We start from the raw sequence: 21,261 nt of genomic DNA on the forward strand, positions 1-21,261 counted from the left end.
TTACAGAACCTGGCGCAGGAACGCCTGTGCCCGTGGGTCCATCGGTGCATCGAAGAACTGCGCGGGTGCAGCGTCTTCCAACAGTTTGCCGTGATCGAAGAACAGCACCCGGTCTGCCACCTCACGGGCAAAGCCCATTTCGTGGGTCACGCAGACCATGGTCATGCCTTCCAGGGCCAGGGTCTTCATGACATCCAGCACTTCGCCGACCATTTCCGGGTCCAGCGCCGAGGTGGGCTCGTCAAACAACATGACCTTGGGCTCCATGGCCAGCGCCCGGGCAATCGCCACGCGCTGTTGCTGGCCACCCGAGAGCCGCGAGGGGAACTCGTTGGCTTTTTGGGCGATGCCGACCTTTTCCAGCAATGCCAGGGCCTTGGCCTCGCGCTCCTTCTTGCCGCGCTTGCGCACGACTTTCTGCGCCAGGCACAGGTTTTCCAGCACGGTCATGTGCGGGAACAGGTTGAAATGCTGGAACACCATGCCGACTTCCCGGCGATAGGCGTTCACGTCGGTCTTGGGGTCGGCCAGTTGCAGGCCATCAATGCTCACCGAGCCCGAATCGAACTCTTCCAGGCCGTTGAGGCAGCGCAGGAACGTCGATTTGCCGGAGCCGGACGGGCCGATCACCACCAGCACCTCGCCCTTGGCTACCTGGGTGGTGACGTGATCCACCGCGCGCACCACGTGCCCACGGGTGTCGAAGACTTTTACCAGATCGCGCACTTCAATCACTTTGGGCGAGCCTCCGCTCAAGCCGGCTGGCCATTTTCGACAGCGGCAGGTTGATCAGCAGGTACAGGCCTGCGACACAGAACAGGATTTCAAACGGCGAGAACGAGGTGGTGATGACCTCGCGACCGCTCTTGAGCAGCTCGGTAATGGCGATCACCGACACCAACGAGGTGTCCTTGACCAGACTGATAAATTGCCCGGCCAACGGCGGCAGCACGCGCTTGAAGGCCTGCGGCAGCACCACATGGCGCATCGACTGGCTGGCGCTCAAGCCCAGGGAGCGGGCAGCTTCGCCTTGGCCACGGGCAATCGACTGCACGCCGGCACGCACGATTTCGGCCACGTAGGCGCCGGTAAACAGCGACAGCGCGGCGATGCCGGCGAACTCGCGCGACAGGTTCAGCACCGTGCCGATGAAAAAGTAGAAAATGAAGATCTGTACCAATAGCGGCGTACCGCGTACCAGTTCGACATAGATCGTCGACAGATCGCGCAAGGTCGGATTATTCGACAAACGACACAGGCCGGTTGCCAGGCCGATGAACAAGCCCAATACCCCCGAGACCAGCGACAGCCACAGGGTGGTCCACAACCCCCACATCAATGGGCCCAGCGCCCAGTGCCGGGTCACACCGATCACATCGCCCTCGGCCACATCGTCGCCACGGGCCACTTGCAGGCTGTTTTCGGCCACCGTCAGGTGCTGTTCGGCGCCGGCGTCGTTGCGCAGGGTGACTTGCGCCACGTCGCCCTTGCGCACCAACTCGACCACCGTGGAAATATCCGCCGCCCGCTTGGACTCTTCAGCCTGGTAGGCGAAGTATTGCGGCACGCGGTTCCAGCGCCATTCGTAGGACATCAGCGAGGTGGCGTAGTACAACGCGCCGGCCATGCCGACCAGCACCAGCACGGTCAGCAGGTGCCAGGGCCATTGGGCTTTTTTCTGTTTCATTGCGGGTTCCGGGATGTGTATCGGCTGTCAGGCCGCCATCGCGGGCAAGCCCGCTCCCACACTGGAATGCATTCCAAATGTGGGAGCGGGCTTGCCCGCGATGGGCGCGACGCGGTTTCTAGCTTATTCCATGTCCTTGAGCCACTCGGAGCTCTTGAACCACTTGTCATGGATGCGATCGTAGGTGCCGTCGTTGCGGATCTGGTGCAGGAAGTTATTGATGAAGTTGATGCTGTCGTAGTCGCCCTTCTTCAAACCGAATGCCAACGGCTCGTAGGTGAAGGGTTCTTCGAGGTACACCAGCTTGCCATTGCCGACTTTTTTCTCGGCAACCACGTTGTACGGCGCGTCGTAGACAAAGGCGTCGGCCTTGCCGTTGACCACGTCGAGCACACCTTCCTGCTCGTTGTCGTAGCCGTGGTACTTGGCCTTGGAGATCAGCTTCTTGGCCACCATCTCACCCGTAGTGCCGAGTTTGGAGGTCAGGCGGTACTTCTCGTCATTCAGGTCTTTGTAGGACTTGATGGTGCCTTCCAGTTCCTTGCGGATCAGCAGGGTCTGGCCAACCACGATGAAGGGTTCGCTGAAGTTCAGGCGCAGGTTGCGTTCCTGGGTCAGGGTCATGCCGCTGCCGATCATGTCGAACTTGCCGGTGAGGAAGGCTGGGATGATGCCGTCGTAACCGGTGGAGACCAGTTCCAGCTTGACCCCCATGGACTTGGCCATCGCCTTGAGCAGGTCGACTTCAAAACCAATGATTTCGCCACGCTTGTTGGTCATCTCAAACGGCATGTAGGTCGGATCCATGCCGACTTTCAAGGTGCCGCGCTTGACCGCTTCGTCAATCGCACCGGCCTGGGCCGTATTGACTGCCAGCAGGGCCGTAACGCCGAGCATCAGCATCGAAAGATACTTTTTCATCACCAAGTCCCCTGACTCATTTTATTTTGATGCAGGCCTTCACAGGGCTGCACTATTTCTTCGGGGAGCGATGCTAACCCACTCGCCCACCGGCACAAAGGTCTAGCCGGGATTTGTTGGCGGATATGACAGAAAAACCCCACAAAACCCCGGAGAAAAGCGCAGTTAGACGGCTTGACCTGACGGGTAAGCCCCTAGGAGTTATGTAAGCAGTTGTGACCATCATTCGATCTCCGACAACCAGTCCGTGTCCCGAAACCACTTGTCATGCAGCCGATCGTAGGTGCCGTCCTGGGCTATCTGATTAAGGAAGTGATTGATCCAGTTCAGGCTATCGTAATCGCCCTTTGGCAATCCAAACGCCAGGGGTTCGTAGGTGAAGGGCTGCTCCAGGGCCAGCAGTTCGCGGTTTTGCGGCTTGGCCAGGGCAATCAGGTTATAGGGTGCATCATGGATAAAGGCATCAACCCTCCCGTCGACCAACTGGCGCACGCCTTCCTCCGCCGTGGCAAAGCTGCGCAGTTGCGCAGCCCCCAGGAAGCGCCGCGCCGCCGCTTCGCCGGTGGTGCCGTCTGCGGCAGCAACCCGATAGCCGGCTTCGTTCAGGTCTTCAATGCTGCTGACTTTGCCGGCCAGGCGCGGGTGCAGCAGTACGGTCTGGCCAACGATGATGAACGAGTCGCTGAAGTTGAGCTTGAGGTTGCGCTCCTGGGTTACGGTCATACCGCTACCGATCATGTCGAAGCGGCCGCCCAGCAGGCCCGGGATCAGCTCGGTATAGGCCACCGGGACCCATTCCAGCGCCACCCCCAGGGCATTGCTCATTTCTTCGAGCAGGTCAGCTTCAAAGCCGATGACACGCCCCTGCTTGTCGGTCATTTCAAAGGGCACGTAGTTGGGGTCGGTCCCCACTTTCAAGACCCCGCGCCGCACGGCCTCATCAATGGCGCCCGCGTGCGCCATCTGTACCTGTAGCAACGCGACAATACCCAGCAGTATCGACCAGTAACCCTTGATCATGAAAAGCCCCTTTTTCATTAAGCAGCCGCGTACCGTGCGTTGCGGGTCTAGCGCAAGCCACAGGCGGTCGAGTCAGATTTGGGGGGCGATCCTAACCCACTGGCAGGCACGGCAATACGCCTTGAACCAGGGTCTTTTGTATCGAAGTTAGAAGGCTAAGGCAGAAGCGAAAAACGCTGTAGGAAGGGCGTTTCAAGCGCCCCCGAGACGAATCCCGGGGGCGTCTGAATCAGGCTGGCTGAGCCTGGGATGACAGCGGCTTGAGCGGCAGCAAAGGCGCATGCGGGTCGGCCTTGACCGATTCGCGCCAGGCGCCAAGCCATTCGGCATGCCCCTCGCTCCAGACTTGCTCATGCAGGCGCCCCAGGGCCACCGGGTCGCTGAGCAAGGCCACGCGTTCGTTGTTGTTCAGGCCCGCGGGGCCGACTTTCAGGGCATGTCGCACGCGATCGGCGCGCAGCCACTCAATCGGCTCCGCATGGCCATGGCGGGAGGTCGCCAGGGCACAGGCCAGGGCGTTCTGCTGCGGATCGACCACTGCCCGGATAAAACCGTCATTCAGTGCATGCCAACGGTTTTCGTGGGTGTAGCGGTCGGTCGACAGCAGCGCCTGCGGCGGATTGTATTCCTCGGGGATCAAGAACAGGCTTTCGTCGCGCGACTTGAGGCCCAGCTTGACCCGGCTGGAGATCACCGAGACCGGGATCGACAACATCAGCGAACCGACAATCGGCACCAGCCACCACAGGAAGCTTGGATTCAACCACACCACCAGCAGCGCCCAGAAGAAGCCCAGCAAGGTCTGCGGGCCGTGGCGCTTGACTGCCTCGCTCCATGGCGTGGAGTCATCGTCACGTTGCGGCGAGTTCCAGGTCGCAGCCCAGCCGAGGAACGCGGCGAGCACGAAGCGGGTGTGGAAAATCATCCGTACCGGCGCCAGCAGCATGGAGAACAACATCTCCAGCAGCATCGACAAGGTCACCTTGAACTTGCCACCGAACTCTTTCGCGCCCTTGGCCCAGATCAGGATGATGCTCAGCAATTTAGGCAGGAACAGCAGCACGATGGTGGTGGAGAACAGGGCCACCGCCTTGTCCGGATGCCATTGCGGCCACAGCGGGTACAACTGGCGCGGCGCCATGAAGTACTGCGGCTCCATCAGGGTGTTGACCGCCAGCAGGGCCGTGGACAGCACCAGGAACAGGAACCACAACGGCGCCGACAGGTACGACATCACGCCAGTGAGGAACACCGCACGGTGTACCGGGTGCATGCCCTTGACCAGGAACAGGCGGAAGTTCATCAGGTTACCGTGGCACCAGCGACGGTCACGCTTGAGCTCGTCCAGCAGGTTGGGCGGCAGTTCTTCGTAGCTGCCCGGCAAGTCGTAGGCAATCCACACGCCCCAGCCGGCACGGCGCATCAGCGCAGCTTCAACGAAGTCGTGGGAAAGAATCGAGCCGGCAAACGCACCTTTACCCGGTAATGGCGCCAGGGCGCAGTGCTCGATAAACGGCTTCATGCGGATGATCGCGTTGTGGCCCCAGTAGTGGGATTCGCCCAACTGCCAGAAGTGCAGGCCCGCGGTGAACAGCGGGCCGTAGACGCGGGTGGCGAACTGCTGCATGCGCGCATACAGGGTGTCCATGCCCGAGGCACGTGGCGCGGTCTGGATGATCCCGGCGTCCGGCGTGGCTTCCATCAGGCGCACCAGGCTGGTCAGGCATTCGCCGCTCATCACGCTGTCGGCGTCGAGGACCACCATGTACTTGTAGTCACCGCCCCAGCGACGGCAGAAGTCGTCAAGGTTGCCGCTCTTGCGTTTGACGCGACGACGACGGCGGCGATAGAAAATCTTGCCAAAGCCACCGGCCTCGCGGCAGACGTCGAGCCAGGCTTGCTGTTCGGCAATGCAGATGTCGGCGTCGTTACTGTCGCTGAGCACAAAGAAGTCGAAACGATCCAGATCGCCAGTGGCAGCGACCGACTCGAAGGTCGCGCGCAGGCCGGCAAACACCCGGGGCACGTCTTCGTTGCAGATCGGCATGACCAGCGCGGTACGGGCCTCTTTCGGGATTGGCTCGTCGCCGGCGCTTTTCCCGGAGATCCGGTACTTGTCGTGACCGGTAAGCAACTCAAGGAAACCCATCAGCGCAGTCCAGAAACCCGCCGAAACCCAGCAGAACAGGATGCCGAACATGATCAGGATGCTGGTTTGCAGGGCGTAGGGCAGGACCTGGGTGGCAGTTTGCAGCAGGGTCTGGTTACGCACCTCGTCAAAGTCGACGAAGGACCAGCCCTGGTACGGCATGATGCCTTTCATGTACCAGCCGGCCACGATCGTCTGGCCGAGCATCAGCACCAGCAGGATATAGCGGCGGATCGAACCCACGGTGCGCCAGCGCGCAGCCGGCAGCACGCGCTCGTCTTTGGGCGGCGCAGGCGGGTTGCTACGGCCGGTCAGCCGGCGCCAGCCACGCACCAGGATATTGGTGCGCCAAGGCTCGGGCACCACTTTGGTACGCCGGATCGGCGGCGTGGCCTTGAGGCAAACCCGACCGCTGGCGTCGAGCACCAGCATTTCGGCTTCCTCTAGCTCCTCGGCCGTGTTGAGGGTGAGCCTTCGGCCAACCGAGGCCTGCGCCGCGTCCACCGGGGCGTCAAAGGTCGACGACGACAGGCGCTCGTGCAGTTCGGAGAAGGACTTGCAGCCCGCCAGTTCGGCGCGCTGCTCGTCGGTCATCGGAAGATGCGCCAGGTACTCGGCAAGAGTCTCTGGCTGGACTTGGGAGTTACTCATCGGCAGGCAACTGATTGCTCCAGGTTTCGGTCAGGACTTGTTCTGTCTTGACTGGCTCCGGGGTGGCTGGGGCAGCTTCTGGCTGCTTGTCTTGCTTGTCCTTGGCGTCTTTCTTGGCGTGTTTCTCGTGTTGCTTGGCCAGGACTTTGTCAGCCTTCAGGACTTGGGTGGAAACCTGCTCTGGCTCAGGCTTGACGATGTCCTGGACCAGGGCCGCACGCATTTCGGTCGGTTTGCCTGCATCCTTGATCTTCAAACGCAGGGTCAGGCGCCAGCCTTTGGTGTGCGGGTTGTAGCGCACGCTGTTTTCCACGACTTCGCCGTTTTCACCGACGCTGACCTGGCTGCGCACTGCCGCATCTGGCTTCAGGGCCTTGAGGGACGGGCCCTCGAAGTCCACCAGATAGGCCACGCTGCCGTCTGGCTGGCGGATCAGGTTGGACTGTTTCACATCACCAGTAGAACGCAGGGTCTGCTTGACCCAGGCACTGTCCGGCGAGTGGAACGGTGCATCGTTGAGAGTCCAGTGCAGGCGGTAGGCGATATCCAGCGGCTCGCCGGGCTTGGGCAGTTCGGCCGGGCTCCAGAAGGCAACGATGTTGTCGTTGGTCTCATCGGCGGTCGGGATCTCTACCAAATCGACGGAGCCCTTGCCCCAGTCGCCTTCAGGCTCGATCCAGGCGCTTGGGCGCTTGTCGTAGTTGTCGTCGAGGTCTTCGTACTGGCTGAAGTTGCGACCACGCTGCAACAGGCCGAACCCACGCGGGTTTTCTACCGAGAAGTTGCTGACCGACAGGTGTTTTGGGTTGTTCAGCGGGCGCCAGATCCACTCGCCGTTGCCGGCATGGATCGACAGACCGCTGGAGTCGTGCAGTTCGCGACGGTAGTTGAGCACTTTGGACGGCTGGTTGGCGCCGAACAGGAACATGCTGGTCAACGGGGCAACGCCCAGCTTGCTGACCTTGTCGCGCAGGAACATCTGCGACTTGACGTCGACAATGGTGTCGGTGCCCGGGCGCAGGATCAGGCGATAGGCGCCGGTGGCCCGTGGCGAGTCCAACAGGGCAAAGATCACCAGGTGCTTGTCACCCGGTTTTGGACGCTCGATCCAGAATTCGGTGAACCGCGGGAACTCTTCGCCGGACGGCAGCGCGGTATCAATCGCCATGCCACGGGCGGACAGGCCGTAGACCTGGTCCTTGCCCACGACGCGGAAATAGCTGGCGCCGAGCATGGTCATGATTTCGTCTTGCTTGTCGTCCTTGTTGATCGGGTACAGCACGCGAAAGCCGGCATAACCCAGCTGGTCGGTGGCTTTTGGATCAAACTTGACGTCGCCGAAATCGAAACGAGTCGGGTCGTACTTGATTTCCTGGACGTCGGTCGCGGTGATTTCGTTGATCTTCACCGGCGTGTCGAAGTGCATGCCCTGGTGATAGAAGGACAACTTGAACGGGGTTTTCTGATCGGCCCACTCGGCTTTTTCATTGCGGAAACGAATTTTCTGGTAGTCAGCGAACTTCATTTCGCGGAATTCGTTCGGCAGATTGCTGCGCGGGGCTTCGTATTTCTGCCCGGCCAGCTCTTTTGCCTTGGCCGACACATCGTCCAGACTGAATGCCCACAGTTGACCCGCGCCGAACAGGCAAAACAGGGCAGAGCCCGTCACCAGTGCGTTTCGTAACCGTTTGGCAGACAATTTTGGTGCATTACAGGGACTAACAATCACGAGCAACCCTCGCCGAAAACAGATCAAAAAACCAACGGCCAGCTATCTATATGCCAGGTTGGCGAGCATTGTTCCGACTCCGATGGGGCTAAATGATTCCCCACGGGCGAGCGGACAAGTCTCTACCTAAGTCAAAAATGGATCAATTTACGCTGATCCCCGTAGCGCGCGATTATCTAGTAGCCGGTGAGATAACGCAGCAGGGGCAGCGAAGTATTTGTAGCGAAAACTTGCGTTTTTGCGCATTAAAAGTCGTTTTTCATACAATCAGGTCTGTAAAAGGAAGGTGACCGGCCCGTCATTGACCAAATGCACCTGCATATCCGCGCCAAAACGCCCCGACGCCACAGTGCCATGCAATTGTTGCGCTTGTAGCAACAAGTGCTCGAAAAGTGCCTCGCCCACTTCCGGAGGCGCCGCTGTGGAGAAGCTGGGCCGCAGGCCGCTCTTGGTATCGGCCGCCAGCGTGAACTGCGACACCAGCAGCAAACCGCCGCCAACGTCCTTCAACGACAGGTTCATCTTGCCCTCGTCGTCACTGAACACCCGATAGTTAAGCAGCTTATGCAACAGCTTGTCGGCACTGGCCGCTGTATCTGAAGGCTCGACGGCCACCAGTACCAGCAAACCCTGGTCTATCGCCCCCACCACTTCGCCTGCCACTTCGACCCGGGCGCCGCGCACCCGTTGTAAAAGCCCCTTCATGCTTCTTCTGGCGGCAGATCAAGCAGGCGCCGTGCCATCTCGTTCGTGGCTCGCACCAGCGCATCGGTGATTCCAGGCTCGGCGGCAGAATGACCCGCCTCGCGGATCACCTGCAATTCGCTGTTCGGCCAGGCTTGATGCAATTCCCAGGCATTGTCCAGCGGGCAGATCATATCGTAGCGGCCATGCACGATGACGCCCGGCAGATGAGCGATCTTGTGCATGTCGCGAATCAGCTGGTCGGGCTCCAGGAAGGAGTTATGGGTGAAGTAGTGGCACTCGATACGCGCAATCGACAAGGCGCGCTGGGGCTCGGAAAAACGCTCGATCAACTGCGGGCTGGGGCACAGGCCCAGCATGCGGCCTTCCCAGGTGGACCAGGCCTTGGCGGCATGCATCTGGGCGATCTGGTCGTTGCCGGTGAGGCGCTTGTGATAGGCGCTGATCATGTCGTGGCGTTCTTCCACAGGGATTGGCGCAATGTAGTCCTGCCAGTAATCCGGGAACAGGCGGCTCGCGCCCGCCTGGTAGAACCACTGGATATCCTGGGGGCGGGCCAGGAAGATGCCGCGCACGATCAGGCCATGCACGCGCTCGGGATGGGTTTGCGCATAGGCCAGGGCCAGGGTCGAGCCCCAGGAGCCGCCGAACAGCACCCACTTTTCGATGCCCAAGTGCTCGCGAATGCGCTCAAGGTCAGCGACCAGATCCCAGGTGGTGTTGTTTTCCAGGTTGGCCCGTGGCGTGGAGCGCCCGCAACCACGCTGGTCAAAGGTGACGATGCGGTACAGGTTGGGATCGAAATAGCAGCGGCTGTTGGCATCACAACCGGCGCCGGGGCCACCGTGGATGAAGACCACGGGCAAACCTTGCGGGGAACCACTTTCGTCGACATACAGCGTGTGGGTTTCATCGACGGCCAGATCGTGCCGGGCGTAGGGTTTGATCTGCGGGTACAAAGTCTGCATTGCGCACTCCGTAAGGGGTCGGTTCCATCCCTGGGGGGACGTCTATTATTTTGCCGTCTGGCATCATAAACCCGAATTGTGCAATGAGCATGTCCTTGAAGGCCTGGACCTGGGTCAGCGATCAGCCAGGAAGGTTCACGCAACCACGTGTGGGAGCGGACTTGCTCGCGATAGCGGCGTATCAGTCGACATATTCGTGAACTGACAGACCGCCGTCGCGCGCAAGCCCGCTCCCACCGTTTGATCTTCGTTGCCTCAGGTGTAGTGCTTCTGGCCCCAGGCCAATAGCCCTTGCAGCAACTGCCTCAACACCACCCGCGTCGGTTCGGCCAGATCCTGCCGATACCTGAACGGCTCAAACTCCTCCATATACGTGCACTGCCCCAACTCCAGCTGCACCGCATGAATATCCTGCGCCGGGTTGCCGTAGTGCCGGGTGATATGCCCGCCCTTGAAGCGCCCGTTCAGCACATGGCTGTATTGCGGGTGCGCCGCGCAGATCGCTTCCAACTGGCTGGCCAACCCGGGATCGCAGGCGGCACCGTTGAACGTGCCGAGGTTGAAGTCCGGCAACTTGCCGTCGAACAGGTGCGGGATGACTGAGCGGATAGAATGCGCATCGAACAGCAATGCGTAGCCGAATTCGGCCTTGAGCCGCGCCAGTTCGCGCTGCAGGGTCTGGTGATAGGGCGTCCAGATCTGCTCCAGGTAGGTCGCCCGCTCCGCCTTCGACGGCTCCTTGCCTTCGATAAACAACGGCACGCCATCAAACAGCGTCGCGGGAAACAGGCCGGTGGTCGCGCCGACATACAACGGCTTATCGTCAGACGGCCGGTTCAGGTCGATGACAAACCGCGAATACTCGGCCGCCAGGGTGCTGGCCCCCAGTTCCTGGGCAAAGTCGTACAGCGTGGGGATATGCCAGTCGGTATCCGGCAGGCTTTGCGCCTCGGGGATCAGGCCCGCTGCAACCGCAGGCGTCAGACGCAGGCCGGCATGGGGCATGCTGATCAGCAGCGGCACACGGCCTTGTTTGAAGTTCAGAACCTTATCCACAGCAGTACTCCTTACTCACAAAGGCAGCCTTACACATCGACGTCGACGCCATGGCGCACGACGCGTTTACCCAGCTCGCCGCCCAGCCAGTAGGCCAGGTCGGCGGGGCGATCGATCTGCCAGGCGACAAAATCCGCGACCTTGCCCACTTCCAGCGAGCCGTGGGTGTCGCCCATGCCCAGTGCCGTGGCGGCATGTCGGGTGGCGCCGGCCAGGGCTTCTTCCGGGGTCATACGAAACAGGGTGCAGGCCATGTTCAGCATCAGCCGCACGGACAAGGCCGGCGAGGTGCCGGGGTTGAGGTCGCTGGCGATGGCGATCTTCACCCCGTGCTTGCGCAAGGCATCCATCGGCGGCAACTGGGTTTCGCGCAGGAAATAGAACGCCCCCGGCAGCAACACGGCGACGGTGCCGGCAGCGGCCATGGCGATGGCGTCTTCTTCGGTCATGAACTCCAGGTGGTCCGCCGACAGCGCCTGATACCGCGCCGCCAGGCTGGAGCCGTGCAGCGACGACAGTTGCTCGGCATGCAGTTTTACCGGCAAGCCCAAGCGCTGCGCGACTTTGAACACGCGCTCCACCTGCTCGGTGGAAAACGCCAGGTATTCACAGAACGCATCCACCGCATCCACCAAGCCTTCTGCTGCCAGGGCCGGCAGCATCTCGTTGCAGATGTGCTCGATGTAGTCATCGGCGCGATCCTTGTACTCCGGCGGCAACGCATGGGCCGCCAGGCACGTGGCGCGTACGCTGACCGGCAACTCCTGCCCCAGGCGCCGGGCCACCCGCAGCATCTTGCGCTCGTTGGCCAGGTCCAGGCCGTAGCCGGACTTGATCTCTACCGTGGTCACGCCGTCACGCAGCAAACTGCGCAGGCGCTTGCGGCTGCTGTCGAACAGCTCTTCCTCGGTCGCCGCACGCGTGGCGCGCACGGTGCTGGCGATACCGCCGCCGGCCGCCGCGATCTCGGCGTAGCTCACGCCTTGCAGGCGCTGCTCGAATTCGCCGCTGCGGTTGCCGCCAAATACCGTGTGGGTATGGCAGTCGATCAGCCCCGGCGTGACCCACGCCCCTTGCAAGTCATGGGTCTGCCCGTAGTCGCCAGGCGGCAGCTCGGCACGGGGGCCGATCCACTCGATCAGCGAACCGGCCGTGACCATGGCGCCATCCTCGATGATCGAGTACTCGCCCCGGGCCATGGTTGCGATGTGGCAGTGTTGCCAAAGCGTTTTCATCAACGCCTCCCTAAGTTATCGGTGAGACAAAGCCGGGTCGTAATTGACCTTGGCCGCTTGCCCGGCTGCGGGCTTGACCCACAGCAGGTAGGCGAGGACCAGCAACACGATCCATACGGCGCCTACCAGCAGCGCGGCCTGGGTGTCCGGGAAGTAGCCCAGCACGCCAAAAATAAACAGCATGAACACAATGGCCGCCGCCGGCGCATAGGGCCAGAACGGTACCGGGAATTTCAGTTCGGCGATCTGCTTGCGGGTCATCGAGCGGCGCATTGCCACCTGCGTGACCAGGATCATCAGCCATACCCACACGGTAGCGAAGGTGGCAATCGAGGCAATCACCAGGAACACGTTTTCCGGGATCAGGTAGTTCAACACCACACCGCCCAGCAGCGCCGCGCCCATCACCACCACGGTCATCCATGGCACACCGTGGCGCGACAGTTGCGCAAAGCCCTTGGGCGCCTGCCCTTGCTGGGCCAGGCCGTACATCATGCGGCCGGCGCCGAAGATGTCACTGTTGATGGCCGAGACGGCCGCCGAGATCACCACGATATTGAGGATGGTCGCCGCCGAGCCAATCCCCAGGTTGCTGAAGATCTGCACGAATGGGCTGCCCTGGCTGCCGATCTGCGGCCATGGGTAGATGGCCATCAGCACAAACAGGGTCAGCACGTAGAACAGCAGGATGCGCAGCGGCACCGCGTTGATCGCCTTGGGGATCACCCGCTGCGGGTCCTTGGCTTCACCGGCAGTGATGCCGATGATTTCGATGCCGCCAAAGGCAAACATCACCACCGCAAACGAGGCGATCAGGCCGCCCACGCCATTGGGCATGAAGCCACCATGGGCCCAGAGGTTGCTCAACCCGGTGGCCGGGGCTTCGCCGGCCGAATGCACGCCGAACAGCATGATGCCGAACCCGCCGAGGATCATTGCGACAATCGCGCCGACCTTGAGCAGTGACAGCCAGAACTCCATTTCGCCAAATACCTTGACGTTGCACAGGTTCAGCCCGCCGATCAGCAGGACGATGCCGAGCACCCAGACCCAGCGTGCGACTTCGGGAAACCAGAAGCCCATGTAGATGCCAAAGGCGGTGACGTCTGCCAGGCAGACGATGATCATCTCGAAGGCGTAGGTCCAGCCGAGGATAAAACCGGCCATCGGGCCCAGGTAAGTGCTGGCGTATTGGCCGAACGAGCCGGACACCGGATTGTGCACGGCCATTTCCCCGAGGGCGCGCATCACCATGAACACGGCAGCGCCACCGATCAGGTAGGCCAGCAACACCGCCGGGCCAGCCATCTGGATGGCCGAGGCAGAGCCGTAGAACAGCCCGGTGCCGATCGCCGACCCCAGTGCCATGAAGCGAATATGGCGGGCGGTCAGCCCGCGTTTGAGACCTTGCGCTTGCTGGTGCATTTCTCGTCCCTAATTATTGTTATCCAGAGAGAATCCGAACCTATGGGCGATCACCTGTGGGAGCTGTCGAGCCTTGGCGAGACAGCTCCCACACGGGATCGGGGTGGTGCTTAGAGACTTGGCAGCAGCTTGGCCGGCACCAACTCGTTCAGGCAGCGGCTGGCCAACAGCTCGCTGGCAGCGTTGATGTCCGGGGCGAAGAAGCGGTCCTTGTCGTAGAAGCCCACTTTGGCGCGCAGGATCCCACGGGCCTTTTCCAGCTTGGGTGAGGTTTTCAGGCCATCGCGCAGGTCCAGGCCCTGGCAGGCGGCCAGCCATTCCACTGCGAGAACCCCACGGGTGTTTTCGGCCATTTCCCACAGGCGCTTGCCGGCAGCCGGCGCCATAGACACGTGGTCCTCCTGGTTGGCCGACGTCGGCAGGCTGTCGACGCTATGGGGATGGGACAACGCCTTGTTCTCGCTGGCCAACGCCGCCGCCGTCACCTGGGCGATCATGAAGCCGGAGTTGACCCCGCCATTGCCCACCAGGAACGGCGGCAATTGCGACATGTGCTTGTCCATCATCAGCGAGATGCGGCGCTCGCTCAGGGAGCCGATTTCAGCAATGGCCAGGGCCATGTTGTCGGCGGCCATCGCCACCGGTTCGGCGTGGAAGTTACCGCCGGAGATCACATCGCCTTCGGCGGCGAACACCAGCGGGTTATCGGATACGGCGTTGGCTTCGACCACCAACACCTCTGCCGCCTGGCGGAACTGGGTCAGGCAGGCGCCCATGACTTGCGGCTGGCAACGCAGGGAGTACGGGTCTTGCACCTTGTCGCAGTTCTGGTGGGACTGGGACACCTGGCTGCTGTCGCCGAGCAGGTCGCGATAAGCGGCGGCCGAGTCAATCTGCCCACGCTGGCCACGGGCCGCATGAATGCGCGCGTCGAACGGCGAGCGCGAGCCCAGCACCGCTTCCACGGTCAGGCCGCCACAGGCGATAGCGGCGGCGAACAGATCTTCGCCTTCAAACAAACCGCGCAAGGCGTAAGCGGTGGAGACCTGGGTGCCGTTGAGCAGCGCCAGGCCTTCCTTGGCGGCCAGGGTCAGGGGCGCAAGGCCGGCGACTTTCAGCGCTTCGGTCGCCTCCAGCCACTCACCTTTGTAACGGGCCTTGCCTTCGCCCAGCAGCACCAGGGACATATGGGCCAGTGGCGCCAAGTCACCGGAAGCACCGACCGAGCCCTTGAGCGGGATATGGGGGTAGACCTCGGCGTTGATCAGGGCGATCAGCGCATCGATTACCTGGCGGCGAATCCCGGAAAAACCCCGGCTCAGGCTGTTGACCTTGAGCACCATCACCAAACGCACCAGCGCATCGCTGATCGGCTCGCCAACGCCGGCCGCGTGGGACAACACCAGGGAACGCTGGAGGTTTTCCAGGTCTTCGCTGGCGATACGGGTCGAGGCCAACAGGCCGAAACCGGTGTTGATGCCATAGGCGGTGCGGTTCTCGGCGAGAATCTGCTCGACACAGGCCACACTGGCTTCGATCTGCGCCGAGGCGCTGTCATCCAGGCTGAGGGTTACCGGCTGCTGGTAGATGGCCCGCAGTTGGGCAAGGGTCAGTTGGCCTGGAATCAGATTTAGCGCAGTCACATTCATGCTCCTTTTGAAATAGGGTTCAGTGCAAATTCGGTAAAACGTGGTTCAGCAAATCAGGGGTGTTGAGCAGCTTTGCGGTGGTCGCGATATCCGGTGCCAACCAGCGGTCCTGCTCATAGGCCGGGACGTGCTCGCGCAGCAGGCGCCAAGCCGCGTGGGTGCCGGCGCCGAAGCCTTGGTGTTTGAGGAACTCAAAGGCCTGGGCCGCCAGCAGGTATTCGATGGCGAGGATCTGGGTGACGTTTGCCAGCACCGAATGCAGCTTGAGCGCAGCGTTGGTGCCCATGCTCAGGTGGTCTTCCTGCAGGCCCGAGGTGACGAAATTGTCGAGCACCGCCGGCTGCGCCAGTTGACGATTCTGCCCACAGAGGGAAGCGGCGACGTACTGCACGATCATCATCCCCGAGTTGACCCCAGGGTTGCTCACCAGGAACGCCGGCAAGCCGCTGACGTGAGGGTTGATCAGGCGGTCCAGGCGGCGCTCGGCGATGGAACCGATCTCGGCCATGGCGATGGCCAGCATATCCGCCGCCAGTGCCACGGACTGCCCATGGGGGTTGGCCTGGGACACCACGCGGTAGTTGTCTGGCGTGCCGAGCAGTAACGGGTTGTCGGTGGCGCCGTTGAGTTCGGTTTCAATCTGGCGGGTGGCGTGTTCCAGCTGATCGCGGGCGGCGCCATGGACCTGGGGGATCGAACGGATGCTCAGCGCGTCCTGTGTACGAATGCCCCGGCTGGCGGCAATCACCTCGCTGCCCGCGAGCAAAGCCCGCAGGTTGCTGCCGACCTGCTGCATGCCAGGGTGTGGCTTGAGGGCAATGATCTGCTCGTCGAACGCATCGATCTGCCCGCGCTGTGCTTCAAAGCTCATGGCGCCGATCACATCGGCCCATTGCAGCAAATGGTGGGCATCGGCCAGGGCCAGGCAGCTCAGACCGCTCATGCACGGCGTGCCATTGACCAGGCACAGGCCGTCCTTGGCACCGAGCACCACCGGCTGCAGGCCTTCGGCGGCCAAGGCGGCCTGGGCGGTAACGATCTGGCCGCGATAGCTGACATTTCCTACACCCAGCAAGGCAATACCGATATGGGCCATATGGGTCAGGTAGCCCACCGAACCCTGGGACGGCACCTGCGGGGTAATGCCATGGTTGAGCAGCGCCAGCAACGAATGCACCACCTGCGGATGCAGGCCGGACTTGCCCTGGCTGTAGTTGAGGACAGCGGCGCAGATGATGGCGCGAGTCTGCTCATCGGTAAGCGGCGCACCGACACCGCAGGCGTGGCTGAGCAAGGTATTGCGCGACAGCTGGCTCAGTTGCTCGCCCTTGAGCGACACATTGCACAACGCGCCCAGGCCGGTGTTGACACCATAGGCGCGCTCGCCGCCGGTGACGATGCGTTGCACGATGGACTGGGCATTGTCGATGCGCGCCCAGGCCTGGCCCGACAGCGCAAGCTCGGCGCCGAAGCGCGCGACGGCGACCACGTCCTGCCAGTGCAGGGGGGTGTCGGCGATGACGATTTTTTTAGCCTGGGACATCTTCATACCTTCTTGAATTTTTTGCGGCCTTGCCGGCCTCTTCGCGAGCAAGCCCGCTCCCACATTTTGATTTGTGAATGCATTCAAATGTGGGAGCTGGCTTGCCTGCGATGAGGCCGGCCAATTCACCACAAGGCTCGGTTCAGACCACCGCCGCCCGCCGCTGAACAAACCGGTCCACGTACTCATCGGCCGGCGAATGCAAGATCTCCCGGGGCGTGCCGACCTGGATCAGCTTGCCGTCCTTGAGGATCGCGATGCGATTGCCGATGCGCACGGCCTCGTCCAGGTCGTGGGTGATAAACACGATGGTCTTGTGCAGGGTCTTTTGCAGTTCCAGCAACTGGTCCTGCATCTCGGCGCGGATCAGCGGGTCGAGGGCACTGAACGCTTCGTCCATCAGGATGATGTCGGTGTCAGCCGCCAGGGCCCGGGCCAGGCCCACCCGTTGGCGCATGCCGCCCGACAACTGGTGCGGGTATTTGTTTTCATACCCCTTCAAACCCACGGTTGCGATCCAGTGCAAGGCACGCTCGGTGCACACTTGCTTGGTTTCGCCGCGCACTTTCAGGCCATAGGCCACGTTGTCCAGCACGCTCTTGTGCGGCAGCAGGCCGAAGCTCTGGAACACCATGCTGATCTTGTGCCGACGGAACTGGCGCAAGGCGTCCATATCCAGTTGCAGAATGTCTTCGCCGTCCACCAGGATCGCGCCGCTGGTGGGGTCGATCAGGCGGTTGAAGTGGCGCACCAGGGTGGACTTACCGGAACCCGACAGGCCCATGATCACAAAGATCTCGCCGGTGCCGATGCTCAGGGACAGGTCATTGACCCCCACCACGCAACCGGTCTGCGCCAGCACCTGGTCCTTGGTCTGGCCCTGGCCAATCAGCGCCAGGGCTTCCTTGTCACGGGCGCCGAAAATCTTGAATACGTTTTTAACTTCGATCTTGCTGACAATAGTCATTTGCTCGCCTCATGCCGTGGACGACCATAGGCCTGGGTAATGCGGTCGATGACCACTGCGAGAATCACAATCGCCAGGCCAGCCTCCAGGCCGCGCCCGACGTTAAGGGTCTGGATGCCCACCAGCACGTCTTCACCCAGGCCACGGGCGCCGATCATCGAGGCGATCACCACCATCGACAGGGCCATCATGGTGGTCTGGTTGATCCCGGCCATGATGCTCGGCAGGGCCAGCGGCAGTTGCACGCCAAACAGCTGCTGCCAGCGGTTGGCGCCAAAGGCATTGATGGCTTCCATCACTTCCCGATCCACTTGGCGAATGCCCAGGTCGGTCAGGCGAATCAATGGCGGCGCGGCGTAGATCACCGTGGCGAAAATCGCCGGCACCTTGCCCAGGCCAAACAGCATCAATACCGGGATCAGGTACACGAAGCTGGGCATGGTCTGCATGATATCCAGCAGCGGCATCAGCACCGAGCGCAGGCGATTGCTGCGCGCCGAGAGGATGCCCAGGGGAATGCCGATCAGCACCGAGATCACCGTGGCCACCATCATCAGCGCCAGGGTTTGCATCAGCTTGTCCCACAGGCCGACCGCGCCCACCAGGAACAACAGGCCGACGATCACCGCCGTGGTCAGCACCTTGCGGGTGGCGTGCCAGGCAACGCCGCCGACTATCGCCAGCATCAGCCACCAGGGCGCCGCGCGCAGCAGGCCTTCCAGGTTGACGATGGCCCACAGCAAGGTGTCGGAAATCTGCCGGAACACATCGCCGTAGTTGGTCACCAACCCATCGACCCAACCGTTGACCCAGTCGGCGATGGAAAACGTAAAACTCTCAGGAAACATAACGTGCTCTCGATCCAGTGGAGTGTGGCCGGGTGTCCGGCTGCCTGTTCAGGGTAGCCGGGAGCACTGTGCCTACAAGGCCGCGTCTATTTTCTTGGCTGCGTCTTCACTGACCCAGGCGTGCCAGACCTCTGGATGCTCCTTGAGGAAAATCTTCGCCAGCTTCGACGAATCAATCCGCTCTTTGCTCATGCGCGCCAGGTTCTGGTTGAGCAGGTCGATCGGCAGGTTGACCTTCTCCAGCACCGCCACCAGTTCCGGGGCCTGCTCGTGGAACGTCTTGGACAGGCCGACCTTGATGGTCACGCTTTTATCCACGCCGGGTTTTTCGTCGAGCTTGACCAGGTCCACCTGGCCCATCAGTGGCGTCGGCGACCAGTAGTAGAACAGGATCGGTTCGCCACGCTTGTAGCTCGACAGCACCGCTGCATCCAGCGCCGGGCCGGTGCCTGGGCGGAAGTTGGTGTAGGAATTTTCCAGGCCGTAGCTCTTGAGCATTTCGCTGTTGTCCAGCTCGCAGGTCCAGCCGGCCGGGCAGTTGTAGAAACGGCCTTTGGCGGGCTCTTCCTGGTCCTTGAACACTGCGGAATACTTGGCCAGGTCGGCGATGCTTTTCAGGTCCGGGGCCTTGGCTTCGAGCTTGCGCTTGGCGTCGCCTTCGATCACGTAGCGCGGCACGTACCAGCCTTCAACCGCGCCGACCACGGGCGCACCGACACCCACGACCTTGCCGGCCTTCTCGGCCTTTTTCCACACTTCACTGCGGCCAACCCACTCTTCGGCGAAGATCTGGATATCGTTACTGCCCAGGGCGTTTTCCATGGTGATGGAATTGCCCGGCAGGCTATCGGTTTTACAGTCGTAGCCTTTTTCCAGGACCACTTGCAGGACGTCAGTCAGCAACATGCCGCTTTCCCAGTTCAGGCCGGCGAACTTCACCGGCTTGCCCGACTCGCACCAGCCGGCCGCCTGGGTGGCGCCAGCGCTGGCCAGCAGGCCGGCGGCGAGCAATGGGGTCAGCAGGGTCTTATGCATTCTCATTATGTGACGCTCCCAATCATGAAATGGATTACGGCAGTCAAAAGGCATCCTGCCTTGTCCACGTCCCATCAGGCTTGTGCACTCAGCCCGTTGTTTTTAGGGGTAACTTGGGGTGCAGCGCCCTGCTCTACCGGCAGGATCAGCCGCTCAGGAATCGCACCGTGCCATTTTTTCGCACACAGGTAATACAGGGCGGCGGGCAGTACCAGGCCGATGATCCAGGAAATATCCACACCCCCCAGGCTGGCCACCAGGGGACCGGTGTAGAACTTGGTGGCGATGAACGGCAACTGCACCAGCACCCCGAACACATAGACGCTGATCCCCAGCGGGTTCCAGCGGCCGTAGCGACCATTTGGATCGGCCAGCGCCGGCACGTCATAGCGATCGCGGGTGATGCAGTAGTAGTCCACCAGGTTGATCGCGCTCCAGGGCGTAAAGAACGCCAGCAAAAACAGGATGAAGGACTTGAACGCACTGAGGAACGAGTGCTGCCCGAGCAACGCGATCAGAGTCGCCGCACCGACGATGGCCAGCACGAAAACCAGGCGCTGCATGCGCGACACCTCCATGCGCCCGCGAAAACCGCTGACGATGGTCGCAATGCACATGAAGCTGCCGTAGGAGTTCAGCGTGGAAATGGTGACTTTGCCGAACGCGATGCTGAAATACAGCAGTGCCGCCGTAGCCCCCGTGCCGCCCAGGCCCACGATGTAGGCCACTTCGTTACCGGCAAATTTGCCGTTGGACATCGCAGCGGCAAACACACCGAGGATCATCGCCACCTGTGCGCCAATGACCGAGCCGGCGCCTGCGGCCAGGAAGGTTTTCACCGAGGACGTGTTGCGCGGCAGGTAGCGGGAATAGTCCGCCACATAGGGCCCGAAGGCGATCTGCCAGGAGGCCGCGAGCGATACCGCGAGTAGGAAGCTGCTCCAGCTGAAGTGACGGATTTGCAGGAGTGCGCCAACGTCGGTCTGGCTCATCAGGCGGCTGAACAGGTACACAAAGGCAATCACGCCAATGACGCTGGCGACACGGCCGATGAAATGGATCACCCGGTAACCGAGCACCGTGACCAGCACGATGACACTGGCGAAAATCAGAATGCCAACACTGTCGCTGACCCCAAACAACTGGCCCAGCGCCTGGCCGGACAGCACGGTCCCGGTGGCGGTGAAACCGAGGTACATCAAGCACACCAGCACAATCGGGATGGCTGCGCCATACACACCGAACTGCACCCGGCTGGAAATCATCTGCGGCAGGCCAAGCCTGGGCCCTTGCGCCGCATGCAACGCCATCACGCCGCCGCCCAGCAGTTGACCGACCAACAGACCGATCAACGACCAGAACACATCCCCGCCCAGCACCACGGCCAGGGCCCCGGTGACAATCGCGGTGATTTGCAGGTTGGCACCCATCCACAGGGTGAACTGGCTCAATAGACGACCGTGTCTTTCCGCTTCCGGGATGTAGTCGATCGAACGCCTTTCGATCAACGGGGTGGAGCTTGCACGCGCGTCTTTTGCAGCCATGGGTATTCAACCTCTAATGGATTGTTTTCGGTGGTGCGGCTCAAACATGTTTCAAATACACAGCAGGTCAAATGTGGGAGCTGGCTTGTCTGCGATTGCATCACTGTGATCTGCCTGACAGACCCAGTC

16 protein-coding genes and 1 pseudogene are annotated in these 21,261 nt (G+C 61.6%); all 17 read right to left on the reverse strand.

All coding sequences use genetic code 11. The annotated features are described in order from the left end of the window. The 17 genes and pseudogenes from HBO19_RS19845 to HBO19_RS19925 all read right to left on the reverse strand — a co-directional run bounded on the left by HBO19_RS19845 (position 1) and on the right by HBO19_RS19925 (position 21,132). Entirely contained in the window at positions 1-735 is a 735-nt protein-coding gene (locus HBO19_RS19845; protein WP_170058133.1) for an amino acid ABC transporter ATP-binding protein, read from the reverse strand. Then, entirely contained in the window at positions 728-1,687 is a 960-nt protein-coding gene (locus HBO19_RS19850; RefSeq protein ID WP_170058134.1) for an amino acid ABC transporter permease, read from the reverse strand. The genes HBO19_RS19845 and HBO19_RS19850 overlap by 8 nt, the downstream gene beginning before the upstream one ends. A 123-nt stretch (positions 1,688-1,810) precedes the next feature. After that, a complete protein-coding gene (locus tag HBO19_RS19855) occupies positions 1,811-2,608 on the reverse strand; it encodes a transporter substrate-binding domain-containing protein (RefSeq protein WP_032862246.1) in 798 nt (265 codons plus the stop codon). A gap of 222 nt (positions 2,609-2,830) precedes the next feature. Further along, entirely contained in the window at positions 2,831-3,628 is a 798-nt protein-coding gene (locus HBO19_RS19860; protein ID WP_170058135.1) for a transporter substrate-binding domain-containing protein, read from the reverse strand. 155 nt (positions 3,629-3,783) lie between these two features. Continuing rightward, positions 3,784-6,428: pseudogene (gene mdoH / locus HBO19_RS19865) on the reverse strand (glucans biosynthesis glucosyltransferase MdoH). After that, a complete protein-coding gene (locus tag HBO19_RS19870; protein WP_346266507.1) occupies positions 6,421-8,157 on the reverse strand; it encodes a glucan biosynthesis protein G in 1,737 nt (578 codons plus the stop codon). Before HBO19_RS19870 ends, mdoH begins: the two are co-directional and overlap by 8 nt. Positions 8,158-8,424: 267 nt before the next feature. Further along, positions 8,425-8,862, reverse strand: coding sequence for a D-aminoacyl-tRNA deacylase (gene dtd, locus HBO19_RS19875; protein ID WP_170058138.1), 438 nt, complete (start codon positions 8,860-8,862; stop codon positions 8,425-8,427). Continuing rightward, positions 8,859-9,830 (reverse strand): prolyl aminopeptidase, encoded by a 972-nt coding sequence (pip, locus tag HBO19_RS19880; protein WP_170058139.1) that lies wholly within the window; start codon positions 9,828-9,830, stop codon positions 8,859-8,861. The genes dtd and pip overlap by 4 nt, the downstream gene beginning before the upstream one ends. A gap of 255 nt (positions 9,831-10,085) precedes the next feature. Continuing rightward, positions 10,086-10,886: an N-formylglutamate deformylase gene (gene hutG / locus HBO19_RS19885; protein ID WP_170058140.1), complete on the reverse strand. Its 801-nt coding sequence runs from the start codon at positions 10,884-10,886 to the stop codon at positions 10,086-10,088. A 29-nt stretch (positions 10,887-10,915) separates the two neighbouring features. Further along, a complete protein-coding gene (gene hutI / locus HBO19_RS19890; RefSeq protein WP_170058141.1) occupies positions 10,916-12,121 on the reverse strand; it encodes an imidazolonepropionase in 1,206 nt (401 codons plus the stop codon). 15 nt (positions 12,122-12,136) lie between these two features. Further along, positions 12,137-13,546, reverse strand: coding sequence for an amino acid permease (locus HBO19_RS19895; RefSeq protein ID WP_170058142.1), 1,410 nt, complete (start codon positions 13,544-13,546; stop codon positions 12,137-12,139). A gap of 110 nt (positions 13,547-13,656) precedes the next feature. Further along, the gene (gene hutH / locus HBO19_RS19900) at positions 13,657-15,195 is read right to left on the reverse strand and encodes a histidine ammonia-lyase (protein ID WP_170042374.1); all 1,539 of its coding nucleotides are present in this window, start codon (positions 15,193-15,195) and stop codon (positions 13,657-13,659) included. 19 nt (positions 15,196-15,214) lie between these two features. Further along, entirely contained in the window at positions 15,215-16,738 is a 1,524-nt protein-coding gene (gene hutH / locus HBO19_RS19905; RefSeq protein WP_170058143.1) for a histidine ammonia-lyase, read from the reverse strand. 142 nt (positions 16,739-16,880) lie between these two features. Continuing rightward, the gene (locus HBO19_RS19910; RefSeq protein ID WP_169955663.1) at positions 16,881-17,705 is read right to left on the reverse strand and encodes a glycine betaine/L-proline ABC transporter ATP-binding protein; all 825 of its coding nucleotides are present in this window, start codon (positions 17,703-17,705) and stop codon (positions 16,881-16,883) included. Next, positions 17,702-18,553: a proline/glycine betaine ABC transporter permease gene (locus tag HBO19_RS19915; RefSeq protein ID WP_076961686.1), complete on the reverse strand. Its 852-nt coding sequence runs from the start codon at positions 18,551-18,553 to the stop codon at positions 17,702-17,704. Before HBO19_RS19915 ends, HBO19_RS19910 begins: the two co-directional genes overlap by 4 nt. A 72-nt stretch (positions 18,554-18,625) precedes the next feature. Beyond that, positions 18,626-19,594, reverse strand: coding sequence for an ABC transporter substrate-binding protein (locus HBO19_RS19920; protein ID WP_169955662.1), 969 nt, complete (start codon positions 19,592-19,594; stop codon positions 18,626-18,628). 68 nt (positions 19,595-19,662) lie between these two features. Continuing rightward, entirely contained in the window at positions 19,663-21,132 is a 1,470-nt protein-coding gene (locus tag HBO19_RS19925; RefSeq protein ID WP_169955661.1) for a cytosine permease, read from the reverse strand. Between the last annotated feature and the right edge of the window lie 129 nt (positions 21,133-21,261).

The sequence above is a fragment of the Pseudomonas sp. WS 5021 genome (assembly GCF_012985535.1).
Taxonomy (GTDB): domain Bacteria; phylum Pseudomonadota; class Gammaproteobacteria; order Pseudomonadales; family Pseudomonadaceae; genus Aquipseudomonas.

Excerpts from the sequence above, each read along its gene's own strand:
- hutH (WP_170058143.1), bottom strand. The coding sequence starts at position 16,738 with ATGTCCCAGGCTAAAAAAATCGTCATCGCCGACACCCCCCTGCACTGG.
- HBO19_RS19920 (WP_169955662.1), bottom strand. The coding sequence starts at position 19,594 with ATGAGAATGCATAAGACCCTGCTGACCCCATTGCTCGCCGCCGGCCTG.
- hutH (WP_170042374.1), bottom strand. The coding sequence starts at position 15,195 with ATGAATGTGACTGCGCTAAATCTGATTCCAGGCCAACTGACCCTTGCC.
- HBO19_RS19850 (WP_170058134.1), bottom strand. The coding sequence starts at position 1,687 with ATGAAACAGAAAAAAGCCCAATGGCCCTGGCACCTGCTGACCGTGCTG.
- HBO19_RS19860 (WP_170058135.1), bottom strand. The coding sequence starts at position 3,628 with ATGATCAAGGGTTACTGGTCGATACTGCTGGGTATTGTCGCGTTGCTA.
- HBO19_RS19925 (WP_169955661.1), bottom strand. The coding sequence starts at position 21,132 with ATGGCTGCAAAAGACGCGCGTGCAAGCTCCACCCCGTTGATCGAAAGG.
- hutI (WP_170058141.1), bottom strand. The coding sequence starts at position 12,121 with ATGAAAACGCTTTGGCAACACTGCCACATCGCAACCATGGCCCGGGGC.
- HBO19_RS19915 (WP_076961686.1), bottom strand. The coding sequence starts at position 18,553 with ATGTTTCCTGAGAGTTTTACGTTTTCCATCGCCGACTGGGTCAACGGT.
- dtd (WP_170058138.1), bottom strand. The coding sequence starts at position 8,862 with ATGAAGGGGCTTTTACAACGGGTGCGCGGCGCCCGGGTCGAAGTGGCA.
- HBO19_RS19855 (WP_032862246.1), bottom strand. The coding sequence starts at position 2,608 with ATGAAAAAGTATCTTTCGATGCTGATGCTCGGCGTTACGGCCCTGCTG.
- HBO19_RS19910 (WP_169955663.1), bottom strand. The coding sequence starts at position 17,705 with ATGACTATTGTCAGCAAGATCGAAGTTAAAAACGTATTCAAGATTTTC.
- HBO19_RS19895 (WP_170058142.1), bottom strand. The coding sequence starts at position 13,546 with ATGCACCAGCAAGCGCAAGGTCTCAAACGCGGGCTGACCGCCCGCCAT.
- pip (WP_170058139.1), bottom strand. The coding sequence starts at position 9,830 with ATGCAGACTTTGTACCCGCAGATCAAACCCTACGCCCGGCACGATCTG.